Raw genomic sequence first — 21288 nt, forward strand, 5'->3', positions numbered from 1 at the left:
CAAGGAGACACCATGACCTTCCGACGTCTCGGCGCCCCCGGCGCAGAGATCCCGACCGTCGCGCACGGCGGCCGCGTCTACGACCTGCGGCCCCTCACGGCCGACCTCGACGGCGCGTTCCTCGCGGCCGACGGCCTCGCGCGGGCGCGCGCGGCGGCGGTCGCCGGCGAACTGCCCGAGCTCGAGGGCGCTGCGGAGCTGCGCGTCGGCGCCCCGCTCGCGCAGCCCGCCAAGATCGTGTGCATCGGCCTCAACTACCGCGATCACGCCGACGAGACGGGCGCCGCATATCCCGCCGAGCCTGTGGTCTTCATGAAGGACCCGACGACGATCGTCGGCCCCTTCGACGATGTCCTCATTCCGCGCGCGTCGACCAAGACCGACTGGGAGGTCGAACTCGGCGTCGTGATCGGCAGGACGGCGCGCTACCTCGCCACGCCCGAGGATGCGGACGACGTCATCGCCGGCTACGTCGTGTCGCACGACGTCTCGGAGCGCGAGTTCCAGCTCGAGCGCGGCGGCCAGTGGGACAAGGGCAAGAGCTGCGAGACGTTCAACCCCCTCGGCCCCGACCTCGTGCCGGCCGGCGACATCGAGGACGCGCAGGCACTGGGCCTGCGACTGTGGGTGAACGGCGAGCAGCATCAGAACGGCACGACGGCGAACATGATCTTCGGCATCCGTCACATCGTCGGGTACCTGTCGCAGTTCATGGTGCTGCGGCCCGGCGACCTCATCAACACGGGTACGCCCGCGGGCGTCGCGCTGGGCATCCCGGGCAACCCGTACCTGCGCGACGGCGACGTCGTCGAGCTCGAGATCGACGGCCTCGGCCGCGCGCGTCAGACGCTGGTGCAGGCATGAGCGAGTTCGCGGGACTCACGGTCGCCGTCACAGGCGGGGCATCGGGCATCGGGCTCGCGACGGCGAAGGCGTTCGCCGAGCGCGGCGCGAACGTCGCGGTGCTCGACATCGCGCCCGAGTCGGTGCCCGCGCCGCTCTTCGGCGTCGTCGCGGACGTCCGCGATCGCGCCTCGACGACGGCGGCGGTGGATGCTGTCGCCGCCCGCTTCGGAGGCGTCGACATCCTCGTCAACAACGCGGGCGTGAGCGCGATCGGCACCGTCGAGGAGCAGGGCGACGACGACTGGGCGCGCGTCCTCGACATCAACGTGACCGGCATGGCTCGCGCGACGACCGCCGCACTGCCGTACCTGCGGGCCTCGGAGCACGCCGCGATCGTCAACCTCTGCTCGATCGCCGCGACCAACGGACTGCCGCGCCGCGCCCTGTACTCGGCGACGAAGGGCGCGGTGATGGCGCTCACCTACGCCATGGCGACCGATCACGTGCGCGAGGACATCCGCGTCAACGCCGTGAGCCCCGGCACCGTCGCGACGCCCTTCGTCGAGAAGTTCCTCACGCAGTTCGACGACCCGGTGAAGGAGCGCGCGGCACTCGACGCCCGCCAGGCGACGGGCCGCATGGTGACGCCCGAAGAGATCGCGGGAGCGATCCTGTACCTCGCGAGTCCCCTCTCGACCTCGACGACGGGCACCGTGCTCGAGGTCGACGGCGGCATGACCCACGTGCGGGTTCGCACCGCCTGACACTGCGGCCCCACGGCCGCTGAGCCTGTCGAAGCGCGACCCCTCGACAGGCTCGGCGACCGTTGCCCTTTCACGGTCGCTGAGCTTGTCGAAGCGTCGAACCTGCACCCGGCGGGTGCTCAGTCGATAGGCCAGGCCGCCGCGAGCTTGGTCAGCAGTCGCGCGAGCTCGCCGCGCTCGGCATCGGTGAATCCGGCGAGCGCGGTGTCGACGGCATCCCGTCTCTCCCCGCGGAACCCCGCGACGATCCTGCGCCCCTCGTCGGTGAGCGCGATGCGGGTGCGCCGGGCATCGTTCGGGTCGGCCTCGCGGCGCACGAGCCCGAGCTCGGCCGCCTGCTGCACCAGCCGCGACGCCCGGGGCTGATCCACGCCCACCGCATCGCCGAGCTCGCTGACCGACAGAGACCCGGGTGCCGAGGCGAGCGCCTCGAGCAGCCGCATGCGCGCCGGTCCGCCGAAGCGCGCGCCCGCGACCCACGGCGGCGGTCCCCACGGCCCTCCGCGGCGGCCTCCGTGGTGCCCCGAGCGGTGACCGGCGGGATGCCCGCCGTGGTGTCCGCCGTGCGTCCAGTCCGGGTCCCCTGCGTCGAAGACGTGCTCGTGCGGAGAGCCGTCCCACGGCGGGCGCGGCCTCCGCTGTCCTCTCAGGCGTGCGATCGCGACGGCGATCGCGTCGACCGGGTCTGAGGACGCAGAGCTCATGCCCTCCAATTTACATGCGACTTGACATACATACGGAAAGCATGTCACTCTGCATGTACATGCACATTGACATGCGATGGCGGGCGATACGAATCGCCCGCCCGATGAAAGGACTTCTCATGGATCACATAGATGACGAGAACCCCGGCGCCGGGACAGAAGGCGCTCTCCCCACCGACCGCCGTCCGCTCAGCTACTGGCTGCGTCAGGTCGACGCACTCCTCACCCGCGAGTTCGCACGAGTCCTCGCCGATGAGGGTGTGACGCGACGGGACTGGATGCTGCTCAGCGCGCTGTCAGGCGACGTCGACGTTCCGGGGCTCGCCGAGCGACTGGCCCGCAAGGGCAAGCGCCTCGCGGGGCTCGAGCGCCGCGGCTGGGCCGACGAAGCCGGAGACGGCACGTGGAGCCTCACCGACGAAGGACGCGCCGCCAAGGAGCGGATCGCGAGCCTCGTGGGCGACATCCGCGAGCGCGTTGCGGGCGCCGTCCCTCCCGAGGACCTCGCCACCACGATGGCCTCTCTCGAGACCATCGCCCGCGAGTTCGGCTGGACCGAAGAGACGGCCGGGCGCGGGTTCGGTCCAGGGTTCGGTCGCGGATTCCGGCCCGGGTTCGGGCGCGGCTTCGCACCGGGCTGGGGTCGGGCTTTCGCAGCGGGTCGCGGCGAGGACTTCGGCCCCGGCTTCGGTCCGGGCCACGGATTCGGTCCCGGCCACGGGTTCGGTCCGGGGCACGACTTCGGACATGACCCGCGGTGCGGGCACGGCCACGGCTCATGGCACGAGCACTACTCACACGAGGGTCACTACGGCGACCCCGACCACGGGCACGGTCACCACGGGCACGGTCATCACCGGCAGGGCCAGCACCCCTGGCACGACCACGGCAAGCGCCACGACAAGCGGCGCGGCTCCGAGCAGGCCTACGAGCGGGGCTTCGAGGCCGGCTACGCGCGGGGCGCCGGCGAGCGCTGACCCCGCTCGTCGCCGGGCTTGTCGCGGGTTTCCGCTCGACACCTCGACAAGCTCGGTGACCGTGGGGGACGTCCCTGCGCCTGTCGAAAGGTCGTCCAGGCGCCCTCCACCGCCAGGCTGCGTGAAATCGCCGGGTAACACGTCCGCGGCACAATGGGGGCATGCCGCACCCCGCCCTCCTCGCGATCTCGCACGGCACCGCCTCGCCGGCGGGTCAGGCCGCCGTCCGGGGGCTCGTCGACGCCGTCGCCCAGCGCCTGCCCGACGTCACGGTGCGGCTCGGTCACGTCGACGTGCAGCAGCCGGATGTCGCGGCATCCCTCGACTCCCTTCCGGCAGACCAGCCGGTCGTCATCGTGCCGCTCCTGCTGTCGGCGGGGTACCACGTGCGGGTCGACCTCAGGGAGCAGTCCGCGCATCACCCGGGCGTCACGATCGGCGCCGCACTGGGTCCCGACCCGCGGCTCGTCGACGCTCTGATCGCGCGGCTCGCCCCCCTCGGCCTGCAGGCCAACGACCGCCTCGTGCTCGCCGTCGCGGGATCGAGCGACGACCGCGCCAACGAGGACTGCCGCGTGATCGCCCGGATGCTCGCCGACAGACTCGACCGATCAGTCGACGTCGGCTTCCTCGCCGCGGCGGACCCCCGGCTCGGCCCCGCCGTCGCCGCTGCGAAGGCCGAAGCATCCGGACGGGTCGTCGTCGCGAACTACCTGCTCGCACCTGGCTATTTCCACGACCTGGCCGTCAGACTCGCCGACGGCGCGCCGGTCGCGCGTCCGCTGCTCGACGGCGACGCGCCGGCGGCATCCCTCGTCGATCTCGTGGTCGATCGCTACCGCGACGCCCTCGGCTGACACCCCGGTTCAGCGTGCGCGAGACCGCGTCCGCCGTTGCTGCACCGAGTCGCAAAACCGGCCGATTGCAACCTCTGTGACGCCGGATTACACAGCGTGACGGCAGTTGACGCCCGGATAGGTCATGAGGGTGCCCGCTCGTAACGTCACCGGAGTGGACTCGATAGAGTCCGCCCCCGGGACGCCGGGGACATCCGGAGGCCACTGTGAGCATCAGCGAGACCGAAACGCGCGCATCGCGCCCCGAGGGGGCGAGGGCGCGTCCCCCGCGGCCGTCATCCAAGCCCAACGGGCAGTGGAAGATCGACGGCAAGACGCCCCTCAACGGCAACGAGGAGTGGAAGCAGGTCGACGACGGCCTGAGCGTCCGCGAGCGCATCGAGAACGTCTACGCCGCCGGCGGCTTCTCGTCGATCGACCCGACCGATCTGCACGGGCGCTTCCGCGTGTGGGGCCTCTACACGCAGCGCAAGCCCGGCATCGACGGCGGCCGCACCGCGACCCTCACCCCGGAAGAGCTCGAGGACGAGTACTTCATGCTGCGGGTCCGCATCGACGGCGGGCAGCTCACGACCGAGCAGCTGCGCGTCATCGCCGGCATCTCGACCGAGTTCGGCCGCGACACGGCCGACCTGACGGACCGGCAGAACATCCAGCTCCACTGGATCCGCGTCGAGGACATCCCCGAGATCTGGCGCCGGCTCGAGTCCGTCGGGCTGCAGACGACCGAGGCGTGCGGCGACGTGCCGCGCGTCGTGCTCGGCTCGCCCGTCGCGGGCATCGCCGCCGACGAGCTCATCGACCCGACACCGCAGATCGACCAGATCACCTCGACCTTCATCGGCGATCCGTCGCTCGCGAACCTGCCGCGCAAGTTCAAGTCCGCCATCACGGGCCACCCGAGCCAGGACGTCGTCCACGAGATCAACGACGTCGCCTTCGTGGCGGTCGACCACCCCGAGCTCGGCGTGGGCTACGACCTCTGGGTCGGCGGCGGCCTCTCCACCACCCCCGCGCTCGCCGAGCGCCTGGGCGTCTTCGTCTCGCCCGAGAGGGTGGCGGATGCCTGGCACGGCGTCGCGCAGATCTTCCGCGACTACGGCTACCGGCGCCTGCGCAACAAGGCGCGCCTGAAGTTCCTCCTCGCCGAGTGGGGCCCGGAGAAGTTCCGCCAGGTGCTGCAGGACGAGTACCTCGGGTACGCGCTCCCCGATGGTCCCGCCGCGCCGAAGCCTCTCGCGCAGGGCGACCACGTCGGCGTGCACAAGCAGAAGGACGGCCGCTTCTACATCGGCGCGACGCCCATCGTCGGCCGCGTCTCGGGCCCGAACCTCGCGAAGCTCGCCGACCTCATCGAGGCGCACGGGTCCACCCGGCTGCGCACGACGCCGCACCAGAAGGTCGTCATCCTCGACATCCCCGAGGATCGCGTCGAGTCGCTCGTCGCGGGCCTCGACGAGCACGGCCTGCAGGCGCGGCCGAGCCTCATCCGCCGCGGCACGATCGCGTGCACGGGCATCGAGTTCTGCAAGCTCGCGATCGTCGAGACGAAGGCGTACGCGACGGCGGCCGTGCTCGACCTCGAGGAGCGGCTGAAGCAGTTCGAGCTGCCGCATCCCATCGCCCTCCATGTCAACGGCTGCCCCAACTCGTGCGCCCGCATCCAGACCGCCGACATCGGCCTCAAGGGCCAGCTCGTCACGATCGACGGCGAGCAGGTGCCCGGGTACCAGGTGCACCTCGGCGGCGGGCTCGCCTCGAAGGACCGCGACGAGGCCGGCCTCGGCCGCACGGTGCGCGGCCTCAAGGTCGCCGCCGACGGCATCGCCGACTACGTCGAGCGGGTCGTGACGCGCTTCCTCGCCGACCGCGAGGACGACGAGACCTTCGCCGAGTGGGCCCACCGCGCCGACGAGGAGGCCCTCGTATGACCGTGTCGCTCGCGCCCCGCGTCGGCGTCAAGCGCAGCCGCGAGGAGCTGCGCGAGCTCGCCGAGCGCGGCAACGAAGAGCTCGGCAGCCTGACCGACCACGAGGCATCCGCCGCCGAGGTCGTCGCGTGGGTCGCGCAGAACTTCGGAGTGGATGCCGCGGCCGTCGCGTGCTCGATGGCCGACGCCGCTCTCCCCCATCTCGTGGCCGAGCAGCTGCCGGGCGTCGACGTGCTCTTCCTCGACACGGGCTACCACTTCGCCGAGACGTACGCGACGCGCGACGAGGTGCAGCGCGCCCTCGACGTGCGCATCGTCGACATCACCCCCGACCAGACGGTCGCCGAGCAGGACGCCGAGTTCGGCGCGAAGCTCTTCGAGCGCGACCCGAGCCTGTGCTGCGCGCGCCGCAAGGTCGCTCCCCTGCAGGACGCGCTGGGCGGCTACGAGGTGTGGTTCACGGGCGTCCGCCGCGACGAGGCGCCCACCCGGACGAACACCCCGCTCGTGACCTGGGACGAGCGCAACGGCCTCGTCAAGGTCAACCCGGTCGCCGCCTGGAGCTTCGATGACGTGCTGTCGTACGCCGCCGCGCACAAGGCGCCGGTCAACCTCCTCGTCGGCTTCGGCTACCCCTCGATCGGCTGCGAGCCGTGCACCAAGCCCGTCGCGCCGGGCGAAGACCCCCGCTCGGGCCGCTGGGCCGGGCTCTCGAAGACGGAATGCGGGCTCCACGAATGACTCTCTCGGAAGCAACGACCGAAGCGCCGGGCCGCGCCGCGCTCTCGACGCTCGACCTGCTCGAGGCGGAGGCGATCCACATCATCCGCGAGGTCGTCGCGGAGTTCGAGCGGCCCGTGCTGCTGTTCTCCGGCGGCAAGGACTCGGTGGTCGTGCTGCATCTCGCGACGAAGGCGTTCTGGCCCGGCAAGGTGCCCTTCCCGGTCCTCCACGTCGACACGGGCCACAACTTCCCCGAGGTCATCGCCTTCCGCGACGAGACGGTCGAGCGTCTGGGCATCCGGCTCGAGGTCGCCCGTGTGCAGGACTACCTGGACGACGGCCGGCTGCAGGAGCGCGCCGACGGCACGCGCAACCCGCTGCAGACGCTGCCCCTCCTCGACGCCATCGCGGCCGGCAGGCACGACGCGGTCTTCGGGGGCGCCCGCCGCGACGAGGACAAGGCGCGGGCCAAGGAGCGCATCATCTCGCTGCGCGACGAGTTCGGCCAGTGGGACCCGCGCAATCAGCGCCCCGAGCTCTGGAGCCTGTACAACGGGCGGCACACGCCGGGCCAGCACGTGCGCGCCTTCCCCATCTCCAACTGGACCGAGCTCGACATCTGGCGCTACATCGAGCGCGAGGACATCGCGCTCCCGCCGCTCTACTTCGCGCACGAGCGCGAGGTGTATGCGCGCGACGGCATGTGGCGCGCCGTCGGCGAGTTCTCGCCGCCGCGGCCCGACGAGCAGACCCAGCTGCGCACCGTGCGCTATCGCACGGTCGGCGACATGAGCTGCACGGGGGCCGTGGAATCGGATGCCGCGGACGTGGCATCCATCGTCTCGGAAGTCGCCCGCACGACGCTCACCGAGCGCGGCGCCACCCGTGCGGACGACCGGCTCAGCGAGGCCGCCATGGAGGACCGCAAGAAGGACGGGTACTTCTAAATGACGACCATCACCACCACGGCGGCGGCGGCGCTCGAGACCGGGACGCTCTTCCGCTTCGCGACGGCCGGATCGGTCGACGACGGCAAGTCGACGCTCGTCGGGCGCCTCCTGCACGACTCGAAGGCGATCCTCGCCGACCAGCTCGAGCAGGTGCAGCGCACCTCGGCGGAGCGCGGCTTCGCGCACGGCGACTTCGACTTCGCCCTCCTCACCGACGGGCTGCGCGCGGAGCGCGAGCAGGGCATCACGATCGACGTCGCGTACCGCTACTTCTCGACCGGCTCGCGCAGCTTCATCCTCGCCGACTGCCCCGGCCACGTGCAGTACACGCGCAACATGGTCACCGGCGCCACCACGGCGGACGCCGTCGTCGTGCTCATCGACGGCCGCAAGGGCGTGCTCGAGCAGACCCGCCGGCACCTCGCCGTCGTCGCACTCCTGCGCGTGCCGCACGTCATCGTCGCGGTCAACAAGATCGACCTGCTCGACTTCGCCGAGGATGCCTTCGCCCCCGTCGCCGACGAGGTGCGCGCCGTCACGGCCGAGCTCGGCATCCACGGCGTCCACGTCATCCCCGTCTCGGCGCTGGAGGGCGACAACATCGTCGAGCGCTCGGAGCGCACGCCCTGGTACGAGGGCCCCGCGCTGCTCGAGCTGCTCGAGGCGCTCCCCGCGGCGGACGAGCTCGGGTCCGGCTCGCCCCTCGGCGACGCGGAGCCGTTCCGCCTTCCGGTGCAGCTCGTGCTCCGCCCGCAGGGCGGCCTCTCGCCCGAGCTCGCCGCAGATCCGGCGCTCGCCGAGCGCTACCGCGACTACCGCGCGTTCGCCGGGCGCATCTCGTCGGGCGGGATCCGCCTCGGGGATTCCGTGACGGTCTTCCCGAGCGGCATCGAGACCGTCGTCACGGGCATCGAGGTCGCGGGCGTCGAGGTCGAGGAGGCGCACGCTCCGCAGTCCGTGGCGCTGCAGCTCGGCGCGGACGTCGACGCGGCCCGCGGCGCCGTCATCGCGGCATCCGGAACCCTCCCGGCAGGACGACGCGAGATCGACGCCGAGCTCTTCCAGCTCGACGCCCGCCCGCTCCGCGCGGGCACCCGCGTGCTCGTCAAGCACGGCACGGCGACCGTGCAGGCGCTCGTCGCCTCGATCGACGCCAAGCGCGACCTCGACTCGCTCGCCCACGAGCCGGCCGAGGCCCTCGAGACGAACGACATCGGCCACGCGACGCTGCGCCTCGCGGCCGACCTGCCCCTCGAGTCCTACGAGGAGAACCGCTCGGGCGGCTCGTTCCTCGTCATCCATCCGTCCGACGGCGCGACTCTCGCCGCCGGCATCGTGCGCACCTGAGCCCCACCGCGCACACCTCGCAACACCCCATCCATCCACCGCCGAATAAGGAGGCGAAACCGTGAACAGAATCCGCACCGCGACGACGATCACCACCCTGGGACTTGTCGCACTGATGATGGCCGGCTGCGCCTCCGGTGCGAGCAGCGCCTCCGAGGCGACGAGCACGGGCGCCGCCGCCCCGTCGGTCGACGAGCTTCGCCTCGGCTACTTCGCGAACGTCACCCACGCGCCGGCGCTCGTCGGCCTGCAGGAGGGCATCTTCGAGAAGGACCTCGGCGACGTCAAGGTGTCGACCCAGGTGTTCAACGCCGGCCCCGCGGCCATCGAGGCCCTCACGGCCGGTGCGATCGACGCGACCTACATCGGTCCCAACCCGTCGATCAACACCTTCATCCAGTCGGCCGGGAAGTCGGCGCGAGTCATCTCGGGCGCCGCGACCGGCGGCGCCGCCCTCGTGGTCGCCGATGACATCAAGAGCGCCGACGACCTCAAGGGCACCACCCTCGCGTCGCCGCAGCTCGGCAACACGCAGGACGTCGCGCTGCGCACGTGGCTCGCGGACGAGGGCTACAAGACCGACACCTCGGGCGGCGGGGACGTGCACATCACCCCGACCGAGAACGCACAGACGCTGACGCTCTTCCAGCAGGGCGCGATCCAGGGCGCCTGGGTGCCCGAGCCGTGGGTGTCCCGCCTCGTGATCGACGGCGGCGGACACGTCCTCCAGGACGAGGCCGACCTCTGGCCCGACGGCGAGTTCCCCACGACGGTCCTCCTCGTGCGGGCGGAGTTCCTCAAGGACCACCCCGACGTCGTGAAGAACCTGCTGCAGGCGAACGTCGACTCCGTGCAGTGGATCGCCGACAACCCTGACCAGGTCGCCGACGTCGTCAATGCCCAGCTCACCGCCGACACCGGCAAGGCCCTGTCGGACGAGGTCATCGACCGCGCGCTCGAGCACGTGTCGTTCTCGGTCGACCCGCACGCCGACACCTTCCAGACCCTCGTCGAGAACGGCCTGGCGGCGGGCACGCAGAAGGACGGCTCGATCAAGGGCCTCTTCGATCTGCGCCTTCTCAACGGCATCCTGAAGGACGCCGGGCAGGACACCGTCTCGGCCGCGGGCCTCGGTGAGGACAAGCCGTGACGAACCCGTCCACGTCGGCTCCCGGCGTCGCCCCTGTGGCGGCGCCGGGCGCCGGCGCGCGCCGGCTCACCCCGAGCTTCGACGAGTCGGTCGCGCTCGCGCCGCCTCCGGCCGTGCGGCTACAGGGTGTCGGGAAGCGGTTCGGCCAGGGCCCGCAGGTGCTCGACGGCGTGACGCTCGACATCGCGCCCGGTGAGTTCGTCTGCCTGCTCGGGGCATCGGGATGCGGCAAGTCGACGCTGCTCAACCTCATCGCGGGCCTCGACAAGCCCACCGCGGGCCGGATCGAGACCCCGGCCGGGGGCTCAGCCGTCATGTTCCAGGAGTCCGCGCTCATGCCGTGGCTCTCCGCGCGCCGCAACGTCGAGCTCGCGCTGCGCCTCCGCGGCGTCCCGCGCGCCGCGCGTCGCGCGCAGGCCCTCGAGCTGCTCGACGTCGTCAACCTCGCGGATGCCGCCGAGAAGCGCCCGCACGAGCTCTCCGGCGGCATGCGCCAGCGCGTCGCCCTCGCCCGCGCCCTCGCACAGGACCGGCCCGTCCTCCTCATGGACGAGCCCTTCGCCGCCCTCGACGCCATCACGCGCGACCTCCTCCACGAGGAGCTGGAGCGCGTGTGGGCCGCGACGGGCCGCACCATCGTCTTCGTCACCCACAACGTGCGCGAGGCCGCGCGCCTCGGGCAGCGCGTCGTGCTGCTCTCGAGCCGCCCGGGCCGGGTCGCCGGCGAGTGGCGCATCGCCAACACCGAGGGGCGCCGCATCGAGTCGCCCGAGGTGGCGGCCCTGTCGATCGAGATCACCGAGAAGCTGCGGAAGGAGATCCGCCGCAATGCCGCGTGACACCTCCCTCGTCACCGACGAGCAGACGCCCGGAATCGTGGATGCCGCGCCCGCGGCATCCCGGACCGCAGCGTCCTCCGACCAGCCACAGGACGACTTCCGCAGCCTGGCTGCGGGCCTCGACGCCCTTCAGACCGACCTCGACCGACCGACCAGCCGGTGGCGCGTCTTCTGGACGAGCGTCCTCCCGCCCGTGCTCTTCGTCGTGCTCCTGCTCGTCGTGTGGCAGCTCTACGTCGTCATCGCCTCACCGCGCCCCGACATCCTGCCGAGCCCACTCGACGTCGCCGCGGCCCTCGGCCAGGCGTGGGAGGCGGGCCGTCTGCAGGAAGCCGTCCTCACGAGCCTCGAGCGCGGCATCATCGGCTTCCTCATCGCGATCGCGGTCGGCACGCCCCTCGGGCTGCTGCTGGCCGAGGTCAAGCCGATCCGTCGCGCCGTCGGCCCCATCATCTCGGGCCTGCAGGTTCTGCCGTCGGTCGCGTGGGTGCCCGCCGCCATCATCTGGTTCGGCCTGAGCGACGCGACCGTGTACTTCGTCATCCTCATGGGCGCGATCCCCTCGATCGTCAACGGGCTCATCTCCGGCATCGACCAGGTGCCCCCGCAGCTGCGCCGCGTCGGCACAGTGCTCGGTGCGGGGCGCGTGCAGCTCGCGACGCTCGTCGTGTTCCCCGCCGCGCTCCCCGGCTATGTCGCCGGCCTCAAGCAGGGCTGGGCGTTCTCGTGGCGCTCGCTCATGGCCGCGGAGATCATCGCGACCGGCGGAACGATCGGCTTCGGCCTCGGCGCCATGCTGCAGACCTCGCGCGACCTGATCGACCTCCCCGCTGTGCTCGGCACGATCCTCGTCATCCTCACGATCGGCGTGCTGATCGAGCTCCTCTTCTTCGGCCCGCTCGAGCGGCGGATGCTGCGCGGCCGTGGCCTCCTGCAGGCGGTGGCGCGATGACCCTTCGACAAGCTCAGGGCAGGCCCGCGGCCGGCAAGGTGTGGCTCGTCGGCGCGGGCCCGGGCGACCCGGGCCTGCTCACGGTCCGCGGCCTGCGCGCGCTCGAGTCCGCCGACGTCATCGTCGCCGACCGGCTCGGCGCGCGCGCCGTGCTCGACGGCCTCGCGGCCGAGGGCGTGGAGCTCTGCGCCGAGGTCGTCGACGTCGGCAAGCTGCCCGGCCACCACGCCGTCCCGCAGGACGCCATCAACGCGCTCCTCGTCCAGCTCGCCCGCGACGGCAAGACCGTCGTCCGCCTCAAGGGCGGCGACCCGTACGTCTTCGGCCGCGGCAGCGAAGAACTCGCGTTCTGCCGTGCGGCGGGGGTCGAGGTCGAGGTCGTGTCGGGCGTGACGAGCGCCCTCTCGGTGCCCGCGATCGCCGGCATCCCGCTCACGCATCGCGGCCTCGCGACCGCCTTCACGGTCGTCACGGGGCACGACCAGATCCGTGAGCTCGGCGGCGGGCGCGACCACACCGTCGTGCTCCTCATGGGCGTCGGCACCCTCGCCCACGCTGCCATGACCCTCGCTCGCGGCGAGCGCGGCGCCGGCTGCCCCGTCGCGATCGTCGAGGACGGCTTCGGCGCCGGTCAGCGCGTGACGGTCGGCACGCTCGCCACGATCGCGCAGCAGGCCGCCGAGCGCGGCGTCCGCTCCCCCGCCGTCGTCGTGGTCGGCGACGTCGTCTCCCTCAGCCCGTACGCACCCTCCGAGCTCGCGGCATCCATCACGCCCGCCGAGCCCATCCTGAAAGGCAACCCGCTGTGACCGTGCAGAACACCTCGGCCCTCCAGCTCCGCGTCGCGATCGTCGGCTCGGGTCCCGCCGGCATCTACGCCGGCAACATCCTCACCAACGCCGTGCAGGCCCAGGGCGGCACCGTGGCGATCGACCTCTTCGAGTCGCTCCCCGCGCCCTACGGCCTCATCCGCTACGGCGTCGCACCCGACCACCCGCGCATCAAGGGCATCGTCAACTCGCTGCACGAGATGCTGGATGCCGGCACAACCCGCTTCATCGGCAACGTCGAGGTGGGCCGCGACATCGCCCTGGAAGAGCTGCACGAGCGCTACGACGCCGTGATCCTCGCGACCGGCGCGATCCGCGACGCCGCGCTCGGCATCCCGGGCATCGACCTCCCCCGCTCGTACGGCGCCGCCGACTTCGTCGCGTGGTTCGACGGCCACCCCGACGTGCCGCGCGAGTGGCCGCTCGCCGAGCGCGAGGTCGCCGTCATCGGCAACGGGAACGTCGCCCTCGACGTGGCCCGCATCCTCGCCAAGCACGCCGTGGACCTCCGCCCCACCGAGATCGCCGACAACGTGCTCGCGGGGCTCGAGGCCTCCGCCGTCACCGATGTGCACGTGTTCGGGCGGCGCGGTCCTCTCGACGTGAAGTTCACGCCCATCGAGCTGCGCGAGCTCGGCGAGGTGCGCGACGTCGACATCGTGCTGGCCGACGAGGACTTCGAGGCGCTGGATGCCGCGCCCCTGCCGAACAACCAGCTCAAGGTCATCAAGCGCATCTTCGAGTCGTGGCGCGCCCGCGGCACCCAGGGCGCTTCGCGCCGCCTGCACCTGCACTTCTTCCACGCGCCCGTCGAGGTGCTCGGCGACGAGGAGCAGGGTGTCACGGGCGTGCGATTCGAGCGCACAGCGCCGATCGGCGACAATGCCGTGATCGGCACCGGCGAGCTGCGCGACATCCCCGTCCAGGCCGTGTACCGCGCCGTCGGCTACTACGGCACGCCCGTCATCGGCGCACCGTTCGACGAGGTGCGCGGCGTCGTGCCGAACGTCGAGGGACGCGTGACCGACGGCGACAGCCCGGTGACGGGCCTCTACGCGACGGGCTGGATCAAGCGCGGCCCGGTCGGGCTCATCGGCCACACGAAGTCCGACGCGATGGAGACCGTCGCGCACCTCGTCGCCGACGCCGAGGCGGGGCGTCTTGTCGCCCCCATCGTCGACGGGGACGTGCTCGACCTCCTCGCCGAGCGCGAGGTGGAGTACACGACGTGGGACGGCTGGCTCGCCCTCGACGCGCACGAGCGGGAACTCGGCGCGACGCACGAGCACACGCGCGAGCGCGTCAAGGTCGTGCCTCGCGACGAGCAGGTGCAGATCTCGCGCGCGGGGAGCCTGACGCTGTCATGACGTACGTCATCGCGCTGCCGTGCGTCGACGTCAAGGACCGCGCGTGCATCGACGAGTGCCCGGTCGACTGCATCTACGAGGGTGAACGCAGCCTGTACATCCACCCGGACGAGTGCGTGGACTGCGGCGCCTGCGAGCCCGTGTGCCCCGTCGAGGCGATCTACTACGAGGACGACCTGCCCGACGAGTGGCAGGACTACTACAAGGCCAACGTCGAGTTCTTCGACGACATCGGCTCGCCCGGCGGCGCGGCCAAGGTCGGCGTGATCCACAAGGACCACCCGATCATCGCGGAGCTGCCCCCGCAGGGAGACGGCCATGACTGAACCGACCACGCAGACCGAGGTGGACGTCGTCATCATCGGGGGCGGGCCCGCGGGCCTGTCGGCCGCGCTCAACCTCGGACGGGCGCGCGCCTCCGTCGTCGTGATCGACGCGGGGCGCCCCCGCAACGCCGCGACCCTGCGCTCGCACGGCTTCCTCACGCGCGACGGGGTGCCGCCCCTCGAGCTGCGCAAGCTCGCGCGAGCGGAGCTCTCGGCCTATCCCGACGTGCGCGTCTTCGATCGCACGGTCGCCACGGCCGTCGTCCGCAGCGACGGCGCCGACGGGCTCCGCTTCCTCGTCGCGCTGGAGGGGCGGGCGGCCGGCACCCCGGCCGCGATCGCGGCCCGCTCGGTGATCGTCGCGACGGGCCTGCGCGAAACGCTCCCCTCGATCCCGAGCCTGCGTGCGTTCTACGGCATGACGATCTTCAGCTGTGCGGCGTGCGACGCGTGGGAGCTGCAGGACCGGCCGCTCGCGCTCATCGGCGAGACCCCCGACCTCGCGACCCGCGCGCGACTCATCGCACGCTGGACCGACCGGCTCACGGTCTTCACGAACGGGCGAGACGTCGTCGACACGGTCGAAGAGGCCGAGCTCGCGGCATCCGGCATCGTCGTCGAGCGCCGTCGGATCGACGACCTCGAGGGCGACAAGGGCACGGTGTCGGCCGTGCGCCTCGCCGACGGCGAGCGCGTCGAGATCGACGGCGGCTTCGTGCGCCCGGAGTGGCATCCCTCCCTCGACTACCTCTCGCGCGTCGAGGTCGAGCGCGACGCCGACGGGCACCTCGTCGTCGACGGCTCGGGACGCACGTCCGTCCCGGGCCTGTATGCGGCGGGGGATGCCGCGGCCCCGGGCCCGCAGCAGCTCATCGTCGCCGCCGGCCAGGGCGCCCGCGCCGCCGCCGTGCTCGTCCACGACCTCGTCGGGGTGCAGACCGCGCACTGACGCCTTCCAGGCATATCGCTCGGGCGTTGTCAATCCACCTCGCGCGGGCGGCATTCCGTGTTCAATTCAGATGCGGCGTCGGAACGGCGACCGCGACCTGAAGGGGCACACCATGACCATGATCGACGGCGCGGCGGAGCTGCGGCATCGCACGGTCGACGAGACCGTGGGGTTCTGGCACGAGGTGGACGACGACTTCTGGGTGGGCAACACCGACGGCGCGTTCCTCGGCACCATCGAGCGGGTCGACGACGCCCGCTACTACGCGCGCAACGCGACGCACGCGTCCGTCGGGGAGTTCCCGACTCTCGCTCTCGCGCAGTCCGCGATCGAGGCGAGCCGGCTCACCCCCTGATCGACCCCGGCTCCTCGACAGGCTCGGAGACCGCGACCGCAAGCGGCGCCAGGTCGTCCGCGTTGGCGCCGACCGCGATCAGCCGCTCGCGCATCGACGTCGCGGCGATGTCGTACACGGCGTCGTCGCCCGTGAGGAGGGAGCGGGCGTTGGCTTCGTTGTCGAGGGCGATGAGCTCGAAGGCAAGTCGGCGCACGGTCGCGGCATCCGCCGTGATCTCCCCCGCCTCCGACGCGTGCCGCACCTGCGCCTCGAGGTAGCCGTACCAATCGCGCAGCCACGCGCGCACGGCATCCCGCACCGGCCCGGGCTTGGAGTCCATGTCGGCGGCCGTCGCGGCGAAGAAGCAGCCCCCCGTGAAGACCCGCCTGCGCGAGTAGTCGAGCGCGCTGCGCAGCAGCACCGCGAGGCGGGCGACCCCCCGCGGGTGCGTGCGCGCGGGCTCGACGACGTTCTCGCGGAAGATCTGCGCCGCCGCGTCGACGGCCGCGAGCTGCAGGCCCTCCTTGCCTCGGAAGAGGGTCGCGATGCTGCTCTTGCTCATGCCCGCGGATTCGGCCAGCCGGCCGATCGTGAGCCCGTCGAGTCCCTCGACCGAGGCGAGGTCGGTCGCGCGCTCGAGGATGACCCGCCGCGACGCGTCTCCTCGTGCGCGGCGCCGGTCGATCACGGTGTCGGACATGCCTCTAGTGTACGAACGATCGTTCGTATAGTCTACGAACGATCGTTCGTACTCTTTGCTGGAGGCGCCATGAACCCGAACCGCACCCGCACGCTGTTCCGCGCGGCGACGAGCCTCTCCCCCGAGCTCGCCGGGCGCCTCGCCCTGCGCGCCTTCTTCGTGACGCAGCCGAGGCTTCCCCTGAGCGAACGGGATGCCGCGACCGACGCCGCCGCACGGCGCGGCGCCCTGCGTATGAGAGGGAAGGACGTCGCCACCTACTCCTGGGGCTCGGGCGACGACACCGTGCTCCTCGTGCACGGCTGGCGCGGGCGGGCGTCGCAGTTCGCACCGCTCGTGCGCGAGCTCGTCGCCGAGGGCTTCCACGTCGTCGCGCTCGACGCGCCCGCACACGGGGCATCCCCCTCCTCGCCGACGGACATCAGGGACTGGATCGCGGCGATCGACGGGCTGCAGCGCCGGCACGGCCGCTTCCGTCTCATCGTCGGCCACTCCTTCGGAGCCCTCGCGACGCTCACGGCCGTACGCGCCGGCACGACCACCGCCCGCGTCGCCGCCATCGCGGGCGCGGGTACGCCGCAGGTCTTCATCGACCAGTTCTCAGCGATGCTCGGCCTGACGCCGCGCGCGAAGACCGCCTTCGAAGAACGCTTCTTCGCGAGGTTCGGAGAGGATGCGGCATCCATGCGCCGTCGCTACGACGCCCTCGAGAACCCCCTGCCCGCGACCGTCGAGCTGCTCGCCGTGCACGACGACACCGACCGGCAGGTGCCGCCCGCGGCGAGCGCCGATCTCGCGGCCGCCCACGCCGGCCGCGCCCGGCTGGTGCGCACGCACGGCCTGGGGCACAGCCGCGTGCTGGCAGCCGACCCCGTCCTCGACGCCGTCACCGCTTTCGCGGTCGGCGGCCTCGCGCGCGTCGACGAGAGGACCGCCGCGGCGCGTGACTGAGGACTGACACTCCGTCGTTGCCTTCGTGAGACTCTGTGTCACATCCCTGGTCCGGATGTGGCCCGGCTGTGGGATTCCCGTTGCCCACGTCTCCGTAGCGTCGTTCCTGTTGATGAAATCCACGTCAGAACAGGAATCCGCTCCATGAGCACCACCCCGCCCAAGGCTCCGGCCGGCAAGGCCGTCCTTTCGCGCAAGCGCATCCTCATCCCGCTCGCGGGCCTGCTCGTCGCCTCGGCGATCGCGGTCGGCTCGGGTGCCGACTTCGTCGCGAACTCGGTCAACTCGGCCAACGCGTTCACGACCGGCACGCTGCAGCAGACGAACTCGCGCGGCACCGGAGCGATCTTCAACCTCTCCGACCTCAAGCCGGGCGACACCGTCGTCGGCAAGGTCACGATCACGAACTCCGGCACGCTTCCCGCCAACATCAAGCTGAGCGAGAACGCCGTCAACGGCTTCACGACCAAGTCGAACCTCACGCTCACCATCACCGCGGCCGGCTCCACCACCCCCGTGTGGTCGGGCACGTTCGGTGCGCTGACGGGCGCCGCTCCCGTCGACCTCGGCGCTTTCGCCAAGGGCGAGGCGCGCGAGTACACGTTCGCCGTCACGCTGGCGCAGACCGCCGGCAACGACGAGCAGGGCAAGACCGCGTCGGCGTCGTACACGTGGAGCTCCACGCAGACCGCCGCCACGACGTACAACCAGTAATCAGACCTGGGGAGGGGAAATCGACATGAGCGCCGCGACAACGATGAAGGCACTGGGGGGCACGACGGTTGTCATCGCATCCGTCATCGCCTTGGCCGTCGCGGCGCTCATGTTCGTACCGGGTCTTCTCGGCTTCGACCGCTACGTCATCACGGGCGGATCGATGTCGGGCACCTTCGAGCGCGGATCTCTCGTGCTCGAACGCCAGGTGCCCGTCGCCGACCTCCGGGTCGGTGACGTGATCACCTACCTCCCGCCCGCGGATTCCGGGGTCACCGAGCTCGTGACCCACCGCATCATCTCGATCGAGCAGAGCGCCGATGGCAGCGGCCTGCTCGTCTTCCACACCAAGGGCGACGCCAATGCGAGCGCCGACCCCTGGACCTTCACGCTCGCGGACACCGTCCAGCCGCGGGTCGAAGGGTGGATCCCTGCCGTGGGGTGGATCTTCATCGCCCTGTCGGCGAGGGGGATCAGGATGCTGGCGATCGGTGTTCCAGCCGCCTTCATCGCACTGCTGTTCCTCCGCGACCTCGTTCGCGCCGCCCGCCGGAAGGACGAGTCCCCCGCGGACGCGTCGGATTCCCTCGGGGCGGCGCGTCCGGGGGAGCATCCCTCGCCGGCTCTCCCGGCCGCGCCCTGAGCGCGACATGAACGGCCTGACGCAGACCTCCGACCCGAAGGAGACACCGATGGCCGCTCCTCGCCGCCTCCCCCGTCACCGCCCACTCGCCTGGGCGGCGACGGGGGTTCTGGTCGCGGTGTCGCTGCTGCACCTCGCTGCGGCATCCCTCGACCCGCTCCGCGACACCGTCACGCTGATGTCCGCGGTGCTCGGCCTGGCAGGGCTCGCGACCGTGGCCCGTTTCCTCACCGCGCACTGCTTCGAGTCGCGCCTCGCGATGGTCATCATCGGATGGGTGACGGTCGTCGGTCTGGTGCTGACGCACACCGTCGGCGCGCCCGGTCTGCCCGTCGCCGCCTGGACCGTACGCGACGCCGTGCTCACCGGCCTTGCGGCCCTGCTCGCCGCGTCGTGGCGGGTGACGGGCGGCCGGCGGCTCGTGCCGGACAGTCAGGCATCCGGTTCCGCCGCCGACCGCTGATTGTGGCGGGGCTGAGGACCTGCCGTAGCAGGGCTGTAACCCGTCCGCACGTAACGTCGAAGGCGTATCCGAACCCTTCCAGAGGAACCCGATGAACGCCGCCGCCCTGCGCACCGCGGTGCTCGGCGTGCTCGCGTTCGCGCTCGTCGCCGGGATCACGACGCTCGCCCCCGGCATGTCATCGGCGACCTACACGGCCCAGACCGCGAACGCCGCGAACAGCGTCGGGGCTGCCGCCGACTGGACCCCGCCCACTGTGAGCGTCACCGCCCCCGCGGCGCCGCTGCGCGACATCGCCACCGTCACGGCCACGGCGTCCGACGCCGAGAGCGGCATCCGCCAGGTCGTGCTGCAGGTGCAGGCGGCGGGTGCATCGACGTGGACGACGCTCTGCACAGCGACCGCGAGCCCGTACACGTGCACGTGGGACACCCGCGCCGTGGCCGACGGCTGGTACAGCCTTCGGGCGATCGCCACCGACAAGTCCGGCTACTCGACCACGTCCGCGATCGTGGCCGCGACCGTCGGGAACACGATCGGCGTGGTGCTCGCCGACCCGGGCGACACCGTCGCTGGCACCGTCGCGCTCTCGACGACCCTGCAGAATACGGGCGCCGGCCCCTACGCCGTGCGAGTCGAGTACTCCGTGGCGGGATCCAACACGTGGGTCACCCTCTGCTCGGGCATCGCCGCGCCCTACGACTGCTCGTGGAACACCAGGACCACCACGCTCAAGGGCACCGACTCCTACGACCTCCGCTCGGCGGCGACGTACAACGGCGTCACCACCTACTCGGCTGTCGTCGCCGACGTGCTCGTCGACAACGGCGCCCCCACCGCGACCATGGCCGACCCGGGCACGCCGCTGAGCGGCACCGTCACGCTCTCCGCCACCGCCTCGGACGCGCTCTCGGGCGTCGCGAAGGTCGTCATCCAGTACGCGCCGAACGGCTCGAGCACCTGGGTGGATGCCTGCACCCTCACGGCGACCCCGTACTCCTGCCGCTTCGCCACGACGGCGCTTCCGGCCGGCTTCTACTCCTTCCGCGCCCTCGCGACCGACCAGGCCGGCAACGTCGGCACCCCGAGCGTGGTCAGCGGACGCCAGGTCGACAACTCCGTCGCCTCGGTCTCGATGGAGGATCCCGGCGCCTTCCTCACCGGCACCGTGACTCTCACGTCCACGGCCAGCACGAGCGCCGGGATCGCCAACGTGGCGATACAGATGGCGCCGAACGGCAGCTCGGCCTTCACGACGATCTGCACGGTCACGGCATCCCCCTTCACCTGCGCCTGGAACAGCAAGTCGGTGGCCGACGGCCTCTACGACTTCCGCGCCGTCATGACCGACCGCACCGGTGTCACGAAGACCTCCGCCGTCATGGCGAGCCGCCGCGTCGACAACCGCGCGGTGCGCGGCGTGGATGTGCAGACGGCGAACGGCACCGGCACTCCGGGTCGCCTCGACGCGGGCGACACCGTCACCTTCACGTACAGCACGCAGATGAGCCCGGCGAGCATCCTCGCCGGCTGGAGCGGCGCGGGTACGGCGGTCACCCTCCGGCTCCGCGACGGGGGCCTGCTCGGCCTCGGAAGCGCGGACGACACTCTCGACGTCCAGAGCGGATCCGCCTCGGTGAACCTCGGATCCGTCGACCTCCGCGGCGACTACCTGAAGAACAACAAGACGTCGACCTTCACCGCCACCATGACCGCGACCTCCGCGACGGTGAACGGCCTGCCCGTCACGGTCGTGCAGCTCAGCGTCGGGACGCTCATCAGCGGCGGCGCCCTGCGCACGGCACCCGCCTCCGCGGCCGCCAGCATGGTGTGGACCCCGTCCAACCTCGCGAAGGACCTCGGCGCCACGACGTCGTCGAACGCCCCCGTCACCGAGTCGGGAGCACTGGACAGGGAGTTCTAGTGGACGCACCCGGCACCCACGACACCCCCGACGGGCATGCGGTCG

At 71.7% G+C, this 21288-nt stretch carries 23 protein-coding genes; 21 read left to right on the forward strand and 2 right to left on the reverse strand.

The genetic code is table 11. The features are described 5' to 3' along the window. The first annotated feature begins 12 nt into the window (after positions 1–12). Positions 13–864, forward strand: coding sequence for a fumarylacetoacetate hydrolase family protein (locus AAIB33_RS15620; protein WP_345800881.1), 852 nt, complete (start codon positions 13–15; stop codon positions 862–864). Then, positions 861–1610, forward strand: a complete 750-nt coding sequence (locus AAIB33_RS15625; RefSeq protein ID WP_345800882.1) for an SDR family oxidoreductase — start codon at positions 861–863, stop codon at positions 1608–1610. Before AAIB33_RS15620 ends, AAIB33_RS15625 begins: the two co-directional genes overlap by 4 nt. A gap of 119 nt (positions 1611–1729) precedes the next feature. Here the strand turns inward: AAIB33_RS15625 and AAIB33_RS15630 are convergent, their stop codons facing one another. Continuing rightward, on the reverse strand, positions 1730–2314 hold the full coding sequence (locus tag AAIB33_RS15630; RefSeq protein ID WP_345800883.1) for a MarR family winged helix-turn-helix transcriptional regulator: 585 nt from the start codon (positions 2312–2314) through the stop codon (positions 1730–1732). Between the two features lie 119 nt (positions 2315–2433). On the opposite strand from AAIB33_RS15630, the gene AAIB33_RS15635 reads away from it, so the two are divergent. The 14 genes from AAIB33_RS15635 (at position 2434) to AAIB33_RS15700 (ending at position 15866) form a co-directional block, all read left to right on the forward strand. Continuing rightward, a complete protein-coding gene (locus AAIB33_RS15635) occupies positions 2434–3291 on the forward strand; it encodes a hypothetical protein (protein ID WP_345800884.1) in 858 nt (285 codons plus the stop codon). A 161-nt stretch (positions 3292–3452) separates the two neighbouring features. Next, positions 3453–4148, forward strand: a complete 696-nt coding sequence (locus tag AAIB33_RS15640; RefSeq protein WP_345800885.1) for a CbiX/SirB N-terminal domain-containing protein — start codon at positions 3453–3455, stop codon at positions 4146–4148. 206 nt (positions 4149–4354) lie between these two features. Next, positions 4355–6079, forward strand: a complete 1725-nt coding sequence (locus AAIB33_RS15645; RefSeq protein WP_345800886.1) for a nitrite/sulfite reductase — start codon at positions 4355–4357, stop codon at positions 6077–6079. Further along, positions 6076–6819 (forward strand): phosphoadenylyl-sulfate reductase, encoded by a 744-nt coding sequence (locus tag AAIB33_RS15650; protein ID WP_345800887.1) that lies wholly within the window; start codon positions 6076–6078, stop codon positions 6817–6819. Before AAIB33_RS15645 ends, AAIB33_RS15650 begins: the two co-directional genes overlap by 4 nt. Continuing rightward, positions 6816–7748: a sulfate adenylyltransferase subunit CysD gene (gene cysD, locus AAIB33_RS15655; RefSeq protein WP_345800888.1), complete on the forward strand. Its 933-nt coding sequence runs from the start codon at positions 6816–6818 to the stop codon at positions 7746–7748. The genes AAIB33_RS15650 and cysD overlap by 4 nt, the downstream gene beginning before the upstream one ends. Then, positions 7749–9098, forward strand: a complete 1350-nt coding sequence (locus tag AAIB33_RS15660) for a GTP-binding protein (RefSeq protein WP_345800889.1) — start codon at positions 7749–7751, stop codon at positions 9096–9098. It begins immediately after the preceding gene. 61 nt (positions 9099–9159) lie between these two features. Further along, entirely contained in the window at positions 9160–10248 is a 1089-nt protein-coding gene (locus AAIB33_RS15665) for an ABC transporter substrate-binding protein (protein WP_345800890.1), read from the forward strand. A gap of 113 nt (positions 10249–10361) precedes the next feature. Next, a complete protein-coding gene (locus tag AAIB33_RS15670; protein ID WP_345803455.1) occupies positions 10362–11087 on the forward strand; it encodes an ABC transporter ATP-binding protein in 726 nt (241 codons plus the stop codon). Continuing rightward, complete coding sequence (locus tag AAIB33_RS15675) at positions 11077–12039, forward strand: ABC transporter permease (RefSeq protein WP_345800891.1); 963 nt, start codon at positions 11077–11079, stop codon at positions 12037–12039. The genes AAIB33_RS15670 and AAIB33_RS15675 overlap by 11 nt, the downstream gene beginning before the upstream one ends. Beyond that, on the forward strand, positions 12036–12848 hold the full coding sequence (cobA, locus tag AAIB33_RS15680) for a uroporphyrinogen-III C-methyltransferase (RefSeq protein WP_345800892.1): 813 nt from the start codon (positions 12036–12038) through the stop codon (positions 12846–12848). Before AAIB33_RS15675 ends, cobA begins: the two co-directional genes overlap by 4 nt. Beyond that, entirely contained in the window at positions 12845–14236 is a 1392-nt protein-coding gene (locus AAIB33_RS15685; RefSeq protein WP_345800893.1) for an FAD-dependent oxidoreductase, read from the forward strand. The genes cobA and AAIB33_RS15685 overlap by 4 nt, the downstream gene beginning before the upstream one ends. Then, positions 14233–14562, forward strand: coding sequence for a ferredoxin (gene fdxA / locus AAIB33_RS15690; protein ID WP_345800894.1), 330 nt, complete (start codon positions 14233–14235; stop codon positions 14560–14562). Before AAIB33_RS15685 ends, fdxA begins: the two co-directional genes overlap by 4 nt. Next, on the forward strand, positions 14555–15511 hold the full coding sequence (locus AAIB33_RS15695; RefSeq protein ID WP_345800895.1) for an NAD(P)/FAD-dependent oxidoreductase: 957 nt from the start codon (positions 14555–14557) through the stop codon (positions 15509–15511). Before fdxA ends, AAIB33_RS15695 begins: the two co-directional genes overlap by 8 nt. Before the next feature lie 112 nt (positions 15512–15623). Continuing rightward, positions 15624–15866 carry a hypothetical protein gene (locus AAIB33_RS15700; RefSeq protein ID WP_345800896.1) on the forward strand — a complete coding sequence of 81 codons (243 nt, stop codon included), beginning with the start codon at positions 15624–15626 and terminating at the stop codon, positions 15864–15866. On the opposite strand, the gene AAIB33_RS15705 is transcribed toward AAIB33_RS15700, so the two are convergent. Further along, the gene (locus AAIB33_RS15705) at positions 15856–16548 is read right to left on the reverse strand and encodes a TetR/AcrR family transcriptional regulator (protein ID WP_345800897.1); all 693 of its coding nucleotides are present in this window, start codon (positions 16546–16548) and stop codon (positions 15856–15858) included. The two genes, AAIB33_RS15700 and AAIB33_RS15705, sit on opposite strands and share 11 nt — an antisense overlap. 69 nt (positions 16549–16617) lie before the next feature. On the opposite strand from AAIB33_RS15705, the gene AAIB33_RS15710 reads away from it, so the two are divergent. The 5 genes from AAIB33_RS15710 (at position 16618) to AAIB33_RS15730 (ending at position 21243) form a co-directional block, all read left to right on the forward strand. Beyond that, positions 16618–17499 carry an alpha/beta fold hydrolase gene (locus AAIB33_RS15710; protein WP_345800898.1) on the forward strand — a complete coding sequence of 294 codons (882 nt, stop codon included), beginning with the start codon at positions 16618–16620 and terminating at the stop codon, positions 17497–17499. A 144-nt stretch (positions 17500–17643) separates the two neighbouring features. Then, the gene (locus AAIB33_RS15715) at positions 17644–18213 is read left to right on the forward strand and encodes a TasA family protein (protein ID WP_345800899.1); all 570 of its coding nucleotides are present in this window, start codon (positions 17644–17646) and stop codon (positions 18211–18213) included. A gap of 25 nt (positions 18214–18238) precedes the next feature. Next, on the forward strand, positions 18239–18856 hold the full coding sequence (locus AAIB33_RS15720; RefSeq protein WP_345800900.1) for a signal peptidase I: 618 nt from the start codon (positions 18239–18241) through the stop codon (positions 18854–18856). Between the two features lie 49 nt (positions 18857–18905). Continuing rightward, positions 18906–19319: a hypothetical protein gene (locus AAIB33_RS15725; protein WP_345800901.1), complete on the forward strand. Its 414-nt coding sequence runs from the start codon at positions 18906–18908 to the stop codon at positions 19317–19319. Positions 19320–19410: 91 nt separating this feature from the next. Next, entirely contained in the window at positions 19411–21243 is a 1833-nt protein-coding gene (locus tag AAIB33_RS15730; protein WP_345800902.1) for an Ig-like domain-containing protein, read from the forward strand. Positions 21244–21288 lie beyond the last annotated feature (45 nt).

It is taken from the genome of Microbacterium sp. AZCO (assembly GCF_039614715.1).
Lineage (GTDB): Bacteria > Actinomycetota > Actinomycetes > Actinomycetales > Microbacteriaceae > Microbacterium.

Coding starts and splice junctions, on each gene's coding strand:
- fdxA (WP_345800894.1), top strand. CDS start 14,233: ATGACGTACGTCATCGCGCTGCCGTGCGTCGACGTCAAGGACCGCGCG.
- AAIB33_RS15700 (WP_345800896.1), top strand. CDS start 15,624: ATGACCATGATCGACGGCGCGGCGGAGCTGCGGCATCGCACGGTCGAC.
- AAIB33_RS15650 (WP_345800887.1), top strand. CDS start 6,076: ATGACCGTGTCGCTCGCGCCCCGCGTCGGCGTCAAGCGCAGCCGCGAG.
- AAIB33_RS15635 (WP_345800884.1), top strand. CDS start 2,434: ATGGATCACATAGATGACGAGAACCCCGGCGCCGGGACAGAAGGCGCT.
- AAIB33_RS15715 (WP_345800899.1), top strand. CDS start 17,644: ATGAGCACCACCCCGCCCAAGGCTCCGGCCGGCAAGGCCGTCCTTTCG.
- AAIB33_RS15695 (WP_345800895.1), top strand. CDS start 14,555: ATGACTGAACCGACCACGCAGACCGAGGTGGACGTCGTCATCATCGGG.
- AAIB33_RS15640 (WP_345800885.1), top strand. CDS start 3,453: ATGCCGCACCCCGCCCTCCTCGCGATCTCGCACGGCACCGCCTCGCCG.
- AAIB33_RS15660 (WP_345800889.1), top strand. CDS start 7,749: ATGACGACCATCACCACCACGGCGGCGGCGGCGCTCGAGACCGGGACG.
- cobA (WP_345800892.1), top strand. CDS start 12,036: ATGACCCTTCGACAAGCTCAGGGCAGGCCCGCGGCCGGCAAGGTGTGG.
- AAIB33_RS15710 (WP_345800898.1), top strand. CDS start 16,618: ATGAACCCGAACCGCACCCGCACGCTGTTCCGCGCGGCGACGAGCCTC.
- AAIB33_RS15620 (WP_345800881.1), top strand. CDS start 13: ATGACCTTCCGACGTCTCGGCGCCCCCGGCGCAGAGATCCCGACCGTC.
- AAIB33_RS15705 (WP_345800897.1), bottom strand. CDS start 16,548: ATGTCCGACACCGTGATCGACCGGCGCCGCGCACGAGGAGACGCGTCG.
- cysD (WP_345800888.1), top strand. CDS start 6,816: ATGACTCTCTCGGAAGCAACGACCGAAGCGCCGGGCCGCGCCGCGCTC.
- AAIB33_RS15725 (WP_345800901.1), top strand. CDS start 18,906: ATGGCCGCTCCTCGCCGCCTCCCCCGTCACCGCCCACTCGCCTGGGCG.
- AAIB33_RS15730 (WP_345800902.1), top strand. CDS start 19,411: ATGAACGCCGCCGCCCTGCGCACCGCGGTGCTCGGCGTGCTCGCGTTC.
- AAIB33_RS15675 (WP_345800891.1), top strand. CDS start 11,077: ATGCCGCGTGACACCTCCCTCGTCACCGACGAGCAGACGCCCGGAATC.
- AAIB33_RS15630 (WP_345800883.1), bottom strand. CDS start 2,314: ATGAGCTCTGCGTCCTCAGACCCGGTCGACGCGATCGCCGTCGCGATC.
- AAIB33_RS15625 (WP_345800882.1), top strand. CDS start 861: ATGAGCGAGTTCGCGGGACTCACGGTCGCCGTCACAGGCGGGGCATCG.
- AAIB33_RS15720 (WP_345800900.1), top strand. CDS start 18,239: ATGAGCGCCGCGACAACGATGAAGGCACTGGGGGGCACGACGGTTGTC.